Here is a 13,756-nt window from a genome sequence, read left to right on the forward strand (position 1 = left end):
GATTGTTTTGGCCCGTGACGGCGGCTTAACCTGCAGGCATACGGTGTCGCCCCTGGCACACCTTCTTCTACTGCAGTGGCCAACAAGAATCGGGAGCTACCCCAGATGGCAGATATCATTTCGTTACACGACGCCGTGAAACAGTTTGTGAGCGATGGCGACACCGTTGCGCTTGAAGGTTTCACTCATCTGATCCCGACTGCTGCGGGCCATGAAATAATCCGCCAGGGTAAAAAAGACCTGACACTGGTACGGATGACACCTGACCTGGTCTACGATCAGTTGATTGGTGCCGGTTGTGCACGAAAGTTGATTTTCTCCTGGGGAGGCAACCCTGGCGTGGGTTCGCTGCACCGTCTGCGCGATGCCGTTGAAAAGCAATGGCCGCAGCCGTTGGAAATCGAAGAACACAGCCACGCCGACCTGGCCAATGCCTACGTGGCTGGGGCTTCGGGCCTTCCATTCGCGGTGCTGCGAGCCTACGCAGGATCGGATCTGCCCAAAGTTAACCCGCTGATCAAAACCGTGACCTGTCCGTTTACAGGCGAAGTACTGGCCGCCGTCCCTTCGGTACGCCCCGATGTCACTGTCATTCATGCACAAAAAGCCGACCGCAAAGGCAATGTCTTGCTCTGGGGCATCCTCGGCGTGCAGAAAGAGGCAGCACTGGCGGCCAAGCGCTGCATCGTTACGGTTGAAGAAATCGTCGACGATCTGCAAGCCCCGATGAACGCGTGCGTCTTGCCGACCTGGGCATTGAGTGCGGTGTGCCATGTGCCGGGCGGGGCGCACCCGTCTTACGCTCACGGTTACACAGAACGCGATAACCGTTTCTATCAGGCGTGGGACCCGATTGCCCGCGACCGTGAGACGTTTACTGCCTGGATCAATGAATACATCCTCGGCACTGCCAATTTCAGTGAGTTCCAGGCCAAGTTGGCCAGCGCTTCGGAGGCAAAATAATGGCTTACTCCACTAATGAAATGATGACCGTAGCTGCCGCTCGCCGTTTGAAAAACGGTTCGGTGTGTTTTGTCGGTATCGGCCTGCCTTCCAAAGCTGCCAACCTGGCGCGACTGACGTCGTCGCCTGATGTGGTACTGATTTACGAGTCCGGCCCGATTGGTGCCAAGCCCGACGTGCTGCCGCTGTCGATCGGCGATGGTGAACTGGCCGAAACCGCCGATACCGTCGTTTCTACCAGCGAAATTTTCCGTTACTGGCTGCAAGGTGGCCGGGTGGATGTGGGGTTCCTGGGCGCTGCTCAAGTTGACCGCTTCGGCAATATCAACACCACGGTCGTGGGCGATTACCACCAGCCTAAAGTCCGTTTGCCGGGTGCCGGTGGCGCACCTGAGATCGCCGGTTCGGCGAAAAGTGTGCTGATCATTCTCAAGCAGTCCGCCCGTTCGTTCGTCGACAAGCTGGACTTCATCACTTCGGTCGGTCACGGCGAAGGCGGCGATTCCCGCAAACGCCTCGGGCTGCCGGGGGCTGGCCCGGTTGGGATCATCACCGACCTGTGCATCATGGAGCCTGAAGCGCAAACCAATGAGTTTGTGGTCACGGCCTTGCACCCGGGTGTAACCCGTGAGCAAGTCACTGCAGCTACCGGTTGGGCCATCCGTTTTGCCGACAACGTGGAACTGACTGCCGAGCCGACTGAGGTTGAACTCAGCGCCTTGCGCGATCTGGAGACGCGCACCGCGCTGGCCCACGGTCAAGCGCCAGGAGAAGCATGATGCGCGAAGTATTTATCTGTGACGCAATCCGTACGCCGATTGGCCGTTTTGGCGGTGGCCTGGCTGCCGTGCGCGCTGATGATCTGGCTGCAACGCCGATCAAGGCACTGATGGAGCGCAACCCGGGCGTGAAGTGGGACGAAGTTGATGAGGTGTTTTTCGGCTGCGCCAACCAGGCGGGCGAAGACAACCGTAACGTCGCACGGATGGCGGCATTGCTGGCCGGGTTGCCGGAGACCATTCCGGGCGTAACCTTGAACCGTTTGTGTGCCTCGGGCATGGACGCAATCGGTACGGCATTCCGGGCGATTGCCAGCGGCGAAATGGAGCTGGCCATTGCCGGGGGCGTCGAGTCGATGTCGCGCGCGCCGTTTGTCATGGGCAAGGCTGACGCGGCGTATTCGCGCAACATGAAGCTTGAAGACACCACCATTGGCTGGCGTTTTATCAACCCGCTGATGAGCGCTCAATACGGCGTCGATCCAATGCCGCAAACCGCGGATAACGTGGCCGACGATTACCGGATCTCACGCGCAGACCAGGATGCTTTCGCCTTGCGCAGCCAGCAACGTACCGCGGCGGCTCAGGCGGCAGGCTACTTTGCAGAAGAGATTGTGGCGGTACGTATCGCCCATAAAAAAGGCGAAACCGTGGTCGAGCGCGATGAGCATCCGCGTGCGGACACCAGCCTTGAGACCTTGAGCAAACTCAAGCCGGTCAACGGTCCTGATAAAACCGTCACCGCGGGCAATGCCTCGGGTGTTAACGACGGCGCTGCGGCGCTGATCCTGGCGTCGGCCGATGCGGTAAAACGGCACGGCCTGACAGCGCGTGCACGGGTACTGGGCATGGCCAGCGCCGGTGTAGCACCCCGGGTTATGGGGATCGGCCCGGTGCCTGCCGTACGCAAGCTGGTGGAACGCCTGGGGTTGGCGGTCAGCGATTTTGACGTGATTGAGCTTAACGAAGCGTTCGCCAGCCAGGGCTTGGCGGTGTTGCGCGAGTTGGGGCTGGCGGATGACGCACCCCAGGTCAATCCGAATGGCGGAGCGATTGCGCTGGGTCATCCATTGGGCATGAGCGGTGCTCGCATCGTCATGACGGCGCTGCATCAACTGGAAAAAACCGGGGGCAAGAAAGGCCTGGCGACGATGTGTGTGGGCGTCGGCCAAGGTTTGGCGCTGGCCATAGAACGGGTCTGAGGCGAGCCGCAAGCATTGGAACCAACACTTGTCTGAGCGCCAGAGGTCTCTGTCGCTCAGACAAATTGTGGTTGCGGTCCTGAGTGTTGCAAGATATTTCTACGTGCAACTAACCCTGGATGAGTCTTTACAACATGACAACAGATACTCACTACACAGGAGAGGAACGCAGGAAAAGGATCTTTGCGATTGTGGGCGCCTCCTCGGGCAACCTGGTCGAATGGTTCGATTTCTATGTGTACGCCTTTTGTGCAATCTACTTCGCCCCCGCTTTTTTCCCCTCAGATGACCCCACCGTTCAGCTGTTGAACACGGCCGGGGTGTTTGCGGCTGGCTTCTTGATGCGTCCGATTGGTGGCTGGCTGTTTGGCCGAGTGGCTGACAAGCACGGACGCAAGAACTCAATGATGATCTCGGTGCTCATGATGTGTGCCGGGTCATTGGTCATTGCCTTTTTGCCGACTTACGACGCCATTGGCGCCTGGGCACCCGCTTTGCTATTGATGGCGCGGCTGTTCCAGGGATTGTCGGTGGGGGGTGAATACGGCACCACCGCGACCTACATGAGTGAGGTGGCGCTTAAGGGCCAGCGTGGTTTCTTTGCGTCGTTTCAGTACGTGACCTTGATCGGCGGTCAATTGCTGGCGGTGCTGGTCGTGGTCATTCTTCAACAGTTTTTGTCCGAAGACGAGCTACGGGCTTGGGGCTGGCGCATCCCGTTTGTCATCGGGGCTCTTGCGGCACTGATTTCGCTGCTGCTGCGTCGCAGCCTGAAAGAAACAACCAGCGCCGAAACCCGACAGGACAAGGATGCAGGCAGCGTGGCTGCTCTGTTCCGCGACCACAAGGCTGCGTTTATTACCGTGCTGGGTTACACAGCAGGCGGCTCGCTGATTTTCTACACGTTCACCACCTACATGCAGAAGTACTTGGTGAACACGGCTGGCATGCATGCCAAGACCGCCAGTTACATCATGACCGGTGCGCTCTTCCTTTATATGTGCATGCAGCCGATATTCGGCATGCTGGCAGACAAGATTGGTCGCCGTAACTCGATGCTCTGGTTTGGCGCCTTGGGCACGCTGTGCACAGTGCCGATCTTGCTGAGTTTGAAAACCATCACCAGCCCGTTTTTGGCGTTTGTGCTGATCACGCTGGCGCTGGCAATTGTCAGCTTTTACACCTCGATCAGTGGGCTGGTTAAGGCCGAAATGTTTCCGCCACAGGTGCGGGCTTTGGGGGTTGGCCTGGCCTACGCTGTCGCGAACGCTATCTTTGGTGGTTCGGCGGAATACGTTGCCTTGGGTCTCAAGTCGATGGGCATGGAAAACACTTTCTATTGGTACGTGACGGTGATGATGGCGATTGCTTTTCTGTTCAGCTTCCGCTTGCCCAAACAGCCCAAATACCTGCACCACGATCTCTGATGTGCTTGCGCGTGCCGAGTGTGGCGCGCGCCTCGAAAGGATGAGTTATGCGTGATCGAACGAGCAATCAACTGTTTGAGGCTTATTTCACGGCCAAGGCCATGGGCGAGGTGTTTTGTGACCATGGCCGTGTACAGGCCATGCTCGACTTTGAAGCGGCTCTGGCCCGGGCGCAAGCCAGGGTCGGACTGATTCCTCAGTCAGCGGTTGATTCGATCCGCGCGGCGTGCAAGGCCGAACTCTACGACTTCGATGCCTTGGGGCAGGCCATTGCCGTCGCCGGTAATTCGGCCATTCCGCTGGTCAAGGCCTTGGGTAAGCAGATTGCCGCTGTGGCCCCTGAAGCCGAACGCTATGTGCACTTGGGGGCGACCAGCCAGGATGTAATGGACAGCGGTCTGGTACTGCAATTGCGTGCCGCTCTGGTATTGATCGAGGATGATCTGGCGCGTCTCGGTGAGGTCCTCGCTCGGCAAGCCCGGCGTTATGCCGCGACCCCGCTGGCAGGCCGCACCTGGCTGCAACAGGCCACTCCTGTCACGTTGGGCATGAAACTCGCCAGTTGGCTGGGAGCCGTTACCCGTAACCGCCAACGATTGCTGGAATTGAAACCGCGCCTGCTGTGCCTGCAGTTTGGTGGTGCGTCAGGCACCTTGGCGGCCTTGGGTAATCAGGCCCTGCCTGTAACCCGGGCGCTGGCGGATGAGCTTGGTTTACAGATGCCTGATCAGCCCTGGCACACCCAGCGTGATCGACTGGTGGAGTTTGGCGCGGTGTTGGGCCTGATTGCCGGGAACCTGGGCAAGGTAGGGCGTGATATCAGCCTGCTGATGCAGACCGAAGCCGCCGAAGTGTTTGAGCCGGCGGCGCCGGGCAAGGGCGGCTCATCGACCATGCCGCACAAGCGTAACCCTGTGGGGTCGGCGGTCTTGATCAGTGCCGCGACACGGGTGCCAGGCTTGTTGAGCGTCCTGTTCAGCGCCATGCCTCAGGAGCACGAGCGCAGCCTGGGCTTATGGCATGCCGAATGGGAAACCTTGCCCGAAATCTGCTGCCTGGTATCCGGGGCCCTGGCTCAGGCACTGAATATTGCTGAAGGGCTGGAGGTGGATGTCGAGCGCATGGCACGCAACCTCGACCTGACCCATGGCCTGGTGCTGGCAGAAGCGGTCAGCATCGTGCTGGCCCAGCGCGTGGGCCGAGAGACGGCACACCATCTGCTGGAACAGTGCTGCAAGCGTGCGGTGTCCGAGCAACGCCATTTGCGGGCGGTGCTGGGCGATGAACCTGGCGTGACCGCACACCTGAGTGCGGCCGAACTGGATTGCTTGCTCGATCCGGCCCATTACCTCGGCCAGGCGACGACTTGGGTCGAGCGTGCAGTGGCTGAACATTTTTCGTTGGCGCATTGAATTGGCGCTGCTAAAGGAGAAGCTGGTGAAACGTGTACAACTCGCTGATGGTGAACTCAACTACCAGATCGATGGCCCGCAAGGTGCCCCGGTGCTGGTGTTGTCCAACTCGCTGGGTACTGATCTGGGAATGTGGGACACGCAGGTGGCTGCGTTCGCCAAGCACTTCCAGGTGTTGCGTTACGACACCCGGGGGCATGGCCAGTCGCTGGTGACTGAGGGCCCGTACAGCATCGAGCAGTTGGGGCGTGATGTGCTGGCGCTGCTGGACGCCCTGCAGATTGAACGTGCGCATTTTTGCGGGCTGTCGATGGGCGGTTTGATCGGTCAATGGCTGGGGATCAATGCCGGTGAGCGGTTGAAAAAATTGGTGGTGTGCAACACGGCCGCCAAGATTGGCGAGCCTTCGGTGTGGAACCCGCGTATTGAAACCGTGCTGCGTGATGGGGCGGCCGCGATGGTCGCATTGCGCGATGCATCGATTGCCCGCTGGTTTACACCGGACTATGCCCAGGCACATCCAGAGCAGGCCAAGCGCATTACCGACATGCTTGCGGCCACTTCGCCTCAAGGGTATGCCGCCAACTGTGCGGCGGTGCGTGATGCGGATTTTCGCGATCAACTGGGGTGGATCAAAGTGCCCATGTTGGTGATTGCCGGGACGCAGGACGCTGTCACACCTCCGTCGGGTGGCCATTTTATTCAGGAGCGTGTGTCGGGTGCGCAATACGCTGAATTCTATGCTGCCCACCTGTCCAACGTTCAGGCCGGTGAAGCGTTCAGCCAATGCGTGCTGGCGTTCTTGTTGGCGGACAAAGCGGTTTAAGGAGCAATTTGTGGACGAAAAGCAACGTTACGACGAAGGGCTAAATGTACGTCGTGCAGTGCTCGGTGATGCTCACGTCGATCGCAGCCTGAATGCCCTGACTGAGTTCAACAGCGAGTTCCAGGAAATGATCACCCGCCATGCCTGGGGCGACATCTGGACACGTCCGGGCCTGCCGCGGCATACCCGCAGCTTGATCACGATCGCAATGCTGATCGGGATGAACCGTAATGAAGAGCTCAAGCTGCATTTGCGTGCGGCGGCGAGCAACGGTGTCACCCGCGCAGAGATCAAGGAAGTGCTGATGCAAAGCGCGATCTACTGCGGCATTCCGGCAGCCAATGCGACGTTCCACCTGGCAGAGTCGGTGTGGGATGAGCTGGGCGTTGAATCGCGGGTTTGACCTTTACTCGTCCAGAAACAATAAACCCGCCTATTGGCGGGTTTATTGTTTATTCAGTATCGATCAAGCCTTGGGCGGCTTGTCCGAAACAGGGCGGTTTTGCCCGGTTTGTTCGAACCAGCCACCACCTAGCGCTTTGTACAGATTGACCTCGCTGGTCAACTGCGACAAACGGTCGGTGATCAGCGATTGCTGTGCACTGAACAGCGAGCGCTGAGCGTCGAGGAAGGTCAGGTTGCTGTCGATACCAATCCGATAGCGACGTTCGGCCAAGCGGTAGTAGTTCTGGTTGGCTGCGACGAAATCGGTTTGTGCCTGCAATTGTTGGTTGTAAGTCTGGCGTGCTGCCAGGCCGTCGGAGACTTCCTGGAATGCCGTCTGGATCGCCTTCTCGTATTGAGAAACGGTGATTTCCTTCTGGATTTTCGAATAGTCGAGGCTGGCGCGCAAAGCCCCTGCGTTGAAGATCGGCAGGTTGATTTGCGGCGAAAACAGCCACGTACCCGAGCCGCCCTTGAACAGCCCTGACAGGTCAGGGCTCAAGGTCCCGGCATTGGCTGTGAGGCTGATGCTCGGGAAGAATGCGGCCCGCGCCGCGCCGATGTTGGCGTTAGCGGCCAACAACTTGTGCTCGGCTTCGAGGATGTCCGGACGACGTTGCAGCAAGTCGGATGGCAAGCCAGCCGGCACTTCGGTCAACAGATCTGCCGCCAACGGTTTGCTAGCCGGCAGGTTGTCCGGAAGGGTCGTGCCCAGCAACAGGGCCAGGCTGTTCTGGTCCTGAGCGACCTGGCGCGTGTATTTCGCCAGCTGTACTTTGGCGTTTTCAACCGAGGTGCGTGCCTGGCTCAGATCAAGGGCCGAGGCCACTCCGACTTCATTGCTGCGCAAGGTGAGCTTATAGCTCTCGTCGTAGTTTTTCAGCGTGTCTTGAGTGAGCTTGAGCAGTTCTTTGTCGGCCTGCCAGGTCAAGTAGGCATTCGCGACGCTGGCGACCAGACTGATCTGAGTCGAGCGGCGGGCTTCTTCAGTAGCGAAGTAGTTCTGCAAGGCCTGATCGCTCAGGCTGCGCACCCGGCCGAACAAGTCGAGTTCATACGCACTGACCCCAAGCGTCGCCGAGTAGGTGCTGCTGATACCCGACTCTCCGGTTTGCGACATGTTTGCCGGTGTACGTTGACGGCTACCGCTGCCATTGGCCGAAACCGCCGGGAACAGGTCTGCACGCTGGATACGGTATTGCGCGGCATAGGCGTCGATGTTCAACGCAGCGACCCGGAGGTCGCGGTTGTTGACCAGAGCCGTCTGAATCAGTTGTTGCAGGGCCGGGTCATGGAAAAACTGACGCCAGCCTTGTTCCGCGGCGGCCTGATTGGCCGCTTCGGTTGGCGAATATGCCGGGCCTTCGGGGTACTGAGCCGCTACCGGCGCTTCTGGGCGCTGGTAATCCGGGATCAGCGAGCAGCCGCCCAGGGTAAACGCGGCGACAGCGAGGGCTAGAAGGGACTTGCTCATTGGCCAGCCTCGTTGCTTGGAGTTTTAGTCAGGTCCACTTTTTTCTCTGAATCTTTTTTGCTGCCAAAGGACGATACGGCGACAAAGAACAGCGGTACCCAGAATACGGCCAGTACGGTAGCGGTGATCATACCGCCGATAACGCCGGTACCGATCGCATGCTGGCTGCCCGAGCCTGCGCCCGAGGAGATGGCCAGCGGGATCACGCCCAGTACAAACGCCAGAGAGGTCATGATGATCGGGCGCAGACGCATGCGGCACGCTTCAATCGCGGCCTCCGTCAGGGTTCGTCCTTGCTCGTGCAGCTCTTTGGCAAACTCGACGATCAGAATGGCGTTTTTCGAGGCCAGACCGATGGTCGTGAGCAAGCCCACCTGGAAGTACACGTCGTTGGACAGCCCGCGAAGGCTCGTCGCCATCAACGCCCCGATAATCCCCAGTGGCACCACCAACATGACGGCAATCGGGATCGACCAGCTTTCGTACAGTGCAGCAAGGCACAGGAATACCATCAGCAAGGATATAGCGTACAGGGCAGGGGCCTGGGATCCTGACAGACGCTCCTCGTATGACAGCCCTGTCCAGGAAATCCCCACACCGGCCGGCAGTTTCTTGGCCAGTGCTTCAACTTCAGCCATGGCCTGGCCACTGCTGTAGCCCGGTGCCGGAGCACCCAGAACTTCCATGGCTTCTACGCCGTTGTAACGCGAGAGCTTGGGCGGACCATAGATCCACTTGCCCTTGGCGAAGGCCGAGAACGGCACCATGGTTCCGTCACCATTGCGCACGTACCACTTCTTCAAGTCTTCCGGGTTCATCCGCGAATCGGCTTTACCTTGCAGGTAAACCTTTTTCACACGGCCGTGGTCGATGAAGTCGTTGACGTAACTGGCACCCAGCCCGATCGACAGGGTGTTGTTGATGTCGCTCAGCTCAACGCCCAGGGCGCGGGCCGCTTCGTCGTCAATTTCCAGCTGGTACTGCGGCTCATCGTTCAGGCCGTTCGGGCGCACACCGGCCAGGATCTTGCTTTGAGCGGCCATCCCCAGGAACTGGTTGCGGGCCTCCATCAGCTTCTCGTGACCAATACCGGAGCGGTCTTGCAGGTAAACGTCAAAACCGGTTGCGTTACCCAGCTCCATCACTGCCGGCGGTGCAAAAGCGAACACCATGGCATCGCGGAACGTTGAGAAGTGCGCCTGAGCCCGTCTTGCCAGCGCAAATACGCTGTTGTCGGCATCACGCTCGCCCCAGGGTTTGAGCATGATGAACGCCATGCCGGAGCTTTGACCGCGACCGGCGAAGTTAAAGCCGTTTACGGTAAATACGGAAGATACGGCTGCCGACTCATCGGTCAACAGGTACTCACGCATCCGGTCGATGACGTCCTGTGTACGCTCTGCGGTCGTGCCTGCCGGTGTTTGCACCTGAGCAAACAGTACGCCCTGATCTTCTTCCGGAAGGAAGGAGGTCGGGATGCGCGTGAACAGGAACACCATGCCGACAACGATCAGGACATAGGCCAGGAAGTACGGGGCCTTATGGCGCAGGATGCTGCCAACACCTTTTTCATAGCGTTTTACGCCGCTGTCGAAGGTGCGGTTGAACCAGCCGAAGAAGCCGCGCTTGTTCTCGCCGTGATCGCCTTTGGCAATTGGCTTGAGCATGGTGGCGCACAAGGCCGGGGTAAAGATCAGGGCAACCAGCACCGAAAGGCCCATCGCCGAAACAATGGTGATCGAGAACTGGCGGTAAATCACACCGGTCGAACCGCTGAAGAAGGCCATTGGCAGCAATACTGCCGACAGCACCAGAGCAATACCGACCAGCGCTCCCTGGATCTGCTCCATGGATTTCTTGGTGGCTTCCTTGGGTGGCAGTCCTTCCTCGGACATTACCCGCTCGACGTTTTCAACCACGACGATCGCATCGTCCACCAGCAGGCCGATGGCCAGTACCATGCCGAACATGGTCAGGGTGTTAATACTGAAGCCGGCAGCGGCCAGAATCCCGAAAGTGCCGAGCAATACCACGGGCACCGTCATCGTGGTGATGATGGTGGCACGGAAGTTCTGCAGGAACAGGAACATGACCAGGAACACCAGCGCGACAGCTTCGACCAGCGTCTCAAGTACGCCTTCGATCGATGCAGAAACCACTGGAGTGGTGTCATACGGGTAAACGACTTTCATGCCTTCGGGGAAGAAGGGTTCCAGGTCTGCGATGGTTGCGCGCAGTGCCTTGGCGGTGTCCAGGGCGTTGGAGCCCGGAGCCAGCTTGATCGCAAGGCCCGAAGACGGCATGCCGTTGTACTGCGCACTGATGCTGTAGTTCTCACCACCCAGGCCAACTTCGGCGACATCTTTCAGGCGTACCTGTGAGCCGTCGGTGTTGACCTTGAGCAGGATCTTTTCGAACTGCTCAGCGGTTTGCAGACGGGTTTTACCGATGATGGTCGCGTTCAGCTCCTGACCTTTTACTGCTGGCAGGCCGCCCAGTTGCCCGGAGGACACCTGTACGTTCTGTGCGCTGATGGCCGACTTGACGTCCACCGGGGTCAGGTTGAATTTGTTCAGCTTGGCCGGGTCGAGCCAGATACGCATGGCGTACTGAGCACCAAACACCTGGAAGTCGCCCACACCTGAAGTACGGGAAATCGGGTCCTGCATGTTGGAGACGATGTAGTTCGACAGGTCGTCCTTGTTCATACTGCCGTTTTCCGACACCACGCCGATCACCATCAGGAAGTTTTTCACTGCCTTGGTGACACGGATACCCTGCTGCTGAACTTCTTGAGGCAGCAGGGGCGTTGCCAGGTTGAGCTTGTTCTGAACCTGAACCTGAGCGGTATCCGGGTCAGTACCTTGCTCGAACGTAGCCGTGATGCTCATGCTGCCGTCGGAGTTACTTTCCGAGGATACATAGCGCAGGTGGTCAATCCCGTTGAGCTGCTGCTCGATCACCTGAACCACAGTATCCTGCACGGTTTGCGCCGAAGCGCCCGGGTAGTTCACTGCAATCGAGATGGCCGGTGGCGCGATGCTCGGGTATTGGTTGATTGGCAGACTCAGGATGGATAAAGCCCCGACCAGCATGATGACCAGGGCAATTACCCAGGCAAAAATCGGACGGTCGATAAAAAATTTCGACATGGTTTACTCCCCTTTACTGCCTGCAGCTTTTTCTGTTGCCGGGGCAGATGCCGGGGTTGCGCCTTGTGGTTTTTCCATGATTTTTACTTCAACACCTGGCTTGATGTACTGCAGGCCGTCTGTAATCAGGCGATCACCAGCGTTGAGGCCTTTTTCTACCAGCCAGTCGCTGCCTACCGTACGCGTTGCTTGAAGTACGCGCTGTTCAACCTTGTTGTCCTGATTGACGATCATCGCCGTCGGTTGGCCCTTGAGGTTGTGTGTCACGCCGATCTGAGGTGCGAGGATCGCATTGCTGTCGACCCCTGCTTCCAGTTGCGCGTGCACAAACATGCCCGGCAACAGCGTGTCATTCGGGTTCGGGAACACGGCACGCAAGGTTACGGAGCCCGTTGTTTCGTCAACCGACACTTCGCTGAACTCGAGTCGGCCTTCTTCCGGGTATTCGCTGCCATCGGGCAGGGTCAGCTTGACCTTGGCGGCGTTGGCGCCAGCGCTTTTCAGGCGGCCATCGGCCAGGTCGCGACGCAGCTCAAGCATTTCGACCGAAGATTGCGTCACATCAACATAGATCGGGTCCAGTTGAGTGATGACGGCGAGGGCATTCGCCTGGCCACTGGTCACCAGTGCACCTTCAGTGAACAGCGAGCGACCAATGCGGCCAGACAGGGGCGCCAGCACTTTGGTGTAGCGCAAGTTGACCTGAGCGGTATTCAGTGCAGCTTCTGCTTCAAGACGCGCAGACTCGGCGTTGTCATATTCCTGACGGCTCACCGCTTGCTCTGCGACCAATTGCTTGTAGCGATTAGCCAGCGATTTGGCCGATTGTAGAGTGGCCTTTGCGCTGAGCACGTTGCTTTCGTAGATAGCCGGATCGATTTGATACAGCTGTTGGCCGGCTTTGACGTCGCTGCCTTCCTTGAAGAAGCGTTTGAGAATAATCCCGTTTACTTGAGGGCGAACTTCTGCAGAGCGGTAGGACGTTGTCCGGCCTGGCAGGTCGCTGGTCAAAGTAAATGGCTGGGTTTTCAGCGTCACGACGCCGACCTGAGGGATTTGCTGGGCAGGTGCTGCTTCTTCCTTTTTACATCCGCTGAGCAGCGATGCTAGGGCGATGGCAGCAACCAGAGCGGTAACAGCTGGCTTAAATTGCATGAAGATCCTCGGGTCAGGCACGCGAAAGCGCACAAGAATAGTGGAAGGGTAAAGAAAGCTGTTCCGGGTGGATAAGTAGCTTGCTAAGGAATATACTTACATTCGTGTCTGTTTGTAAATAGCGGCAACGTGTCGTTACAGACGCTGCAGTGCCTTTTTTGAAGCATGAAGTAGGCCGGGATAAGGCAGAACAAACGCCACCCGATGCTGGTTTGGATAAGTGCTCAGCATTGTCCGACCCCCCCTGATTGAGGTTTTGATTGTCATGGTGCGTCGTACCAAAGAAGAAGCTCTGGAAACCCGGAGCAAAATCCTCGAAGCGGCCGAGCAGGCCTTTTACGAACGGGGTGTTGCGCGTACGACTCTGGCCGATATCGCGGCATTGGCGGGAGTCACCCGGGGGGCGATTTACTGGCATTTCAGTAACAAGGCCGACCTGGTGCAGGCGATGCTCGATACCTTGCACGAGCCGCTGGATGAGCTGGCCAAAGCCAGCGAAAACCAGGACGAGCTTGATCCGCTCGGCTGCATGCGCAAGCTGCTGGTGCATTTGTTTCGCCAGGTTGCCATTGATCCCAAGACCCGGCGTATCAATGAAATCTTGTTTCATAAGTGTGAATTTACTGACGAAATGTGTGATTTGCGTCGGCAACGCCAAGTGGCCAGTGTCGACTGCAACAGCAGAATCGAAGTGGCCCTGAATAATGCCGTTCATCGGGAGCAGCTCCCTGCAGCGCTGGATACACGTCGTGCTGCAATCTCCTTGCATGCCTATATCGACGGAATACTCGGACAATGGCTGCTGGTTCCCGACAGCTTTGCGCTTCACAAGGAGGCTGAGTCGTGGGTAGACATCGGCATTGAGATGCTGCGCCTGAGTCCGGCCTTACGACACCGAGATTGAGTTTGACATGAGTCTAGT

11 protein-coding genes are annotated in these 13,756 nt (G+C 58.3%); 8 read left to right on the plus strand and 3 right to left on the minus strand.

Annotated elements, in window-relative coordinates:
- Positions 1-105 precede the first annotated feature (105 nt).
- From DQN55_RS05145 to pcaC, 7 genes are all read left to right on the plus strand, one after another.
- On the plus strand, positions 106-963 hold the full coding sequence (locus tag DQN55_RS05145; protein WP_048377988.1) for a CoA transferase subunit A: 858 nt from the start codon (positions 106-108) through the stop codon (positions 961-963).
- Positions 960-1,742: a CoA-transferase subunit beta gene (locus DQN55_RS05150; protein WP_172601048.1), complete on the plus strand. Its 783-nt coding sequence runs from the start codon at positions 960-962 to the stop codon at positions 1,740-1,742. The genes DQN55_RS05145 and DQN55_RS05150 overlap by 4 nt, the downstream gene beginning before the upstream one ends.
- On the plus strand, positions 1,739-2,944 hold the full coding sequence (pcaF, locus tag DQN55_RS05155; protein ID WP_172601020.1) for a 3-oxoadipyl-CoA thiolase: 1,206 nt from the start codon (positions 1,739-1,741) through the stop codon (positions 2,942-2,944). The genes DQN55_RS05150 and pcaF overlap by 4 nt, the downstream gene beginning before the upstream one ends.
- A gap of 134 nt (positions 2,945-3,078) precedes the next feature.
- Positions 3,079-4,371, plus strand: coding sequence for an MFS family transporter (locus tag DQN55_RS05160; RefSeq protein WP_048377985.1), 1,293 nt, complete (start codon positions 3,079-3,081; stop codon positions 4,369-4,371).
- A gap of 47 nt (positions 4,372-4,418) precedes the next feature.
- Positions 4,419-5,783: a 3-carboxy-cis,cis-muconate cycloisomerase gene (locus tag DQN55_RS05165; protein WP_048377984.1), complete on the plus strand. Its 1,365-nt coding sequence runs from the start codon at positions 4,419-4,421 to the stop codon at positions 5,781-5,783.
- Positions 5,784-5,808: 25 nt separating this feature from the next.
- A complete protein-coding gene (gene pcaD / locus DQN55_RS05170) occupies positions 5,809-6,609 on the plus strand; it encodes a 3-oxoadipate enol-lactonase (protein ID WP_048378446.1) in 801 nt (266 codons plus the stop codon).
- 10 nt (positions 6,610-6,619) lie between these two features.
- Positions 6,620-7,012, plus strand: a complete 393-nt coding sequence (gene pcaC, locus DQN55_RS05175) for a 4-carboxymuconolactone decarboxylase (RefSeq protein WP_048377983.1) — start codon at positions 6,620-6,622, stop codon at positions 7,010-7,012.
- Between the two features lie 63 nt (positions 7,013-7,075).
- Here pcaC and DQN55_RS05180 read toward each other — a convergent pair whose 3' ends face one another.
- From DQN55_RS05180 to DQN55_RS05190, 3 genes are read right to left on the minus strand one after another with little or no spacing between them, the layout of a single operon-like run.
- Positions 7,076-8,527: an AdeC/AdeK/OprM family multidrug efflux complex outer membrane factor gene (locus tag DQN55_RS05180; RefSeq protein ID WP_048377982.1), complete on the minus strand. Its 1,452-nt coding sequence runs from the start codon at positions 8,525-8,527 to the stop codon at positions 7,076-7,078.
- Positions 8,524-11,679: an efflux RND transporter permease subunit gene (locus DQN55_RS05185; protein ID WP_048377981.1), complete on the minus strand. Its 3,156-nt coding sequence runs from the start codon at positions 11,677-11,679 to the stop codon at positions 8,524-8,526. Before DQN55_RS05185 ends, DQN55_RS05180 begins: the two co-directional genes overlap by 4 nt.
- Before the next feature lie 3 nt (positions 11,680-11,682).
- On the minus strand, positions 11,683-12,834 hold the full coding sequence (locus tag DQN55_RS05190) for an efflux RND transporter periplasmic adaptor subunit (RefSeq protein WP_048377980.1): 1,152 nt from the start codon (positions 12,832-12,834) through the stop codon (positions 11,683-11,685).
- A gap of 265 nt (positions 12,835-13,099) precedes the next feature.
- On the opposite strand from DQN55_RS05190, the gene DQN55_RS05195 reads away from it, so the two are divergent.
- Positions 13,100-13,738 carry a TetR family transcriptional regulator gene (locus DQN55_RS05195; protein WP_048378445.1) on the plus strand — a complete coding sequence of 213 codons (639 nt, stop codon included), beginning with the start codon at positions 13,100-13,102 and terminating at the stop codon, positions 13,736-13,738.
- Positions 13,739-13,756: the final 18 nt, after the last annotated feature.

It is taken from the genome of Pseudomonas taetrolens, assembly GCF_900475285.1.
GTDB classification, from domain to species: Bacteria; Pseudomonadota; Gammaproteobacteria; order Pseudomonadales; family Pseudomonadaceae; genus Aquipseudomonas; species Aquipseudomonas taetrolens.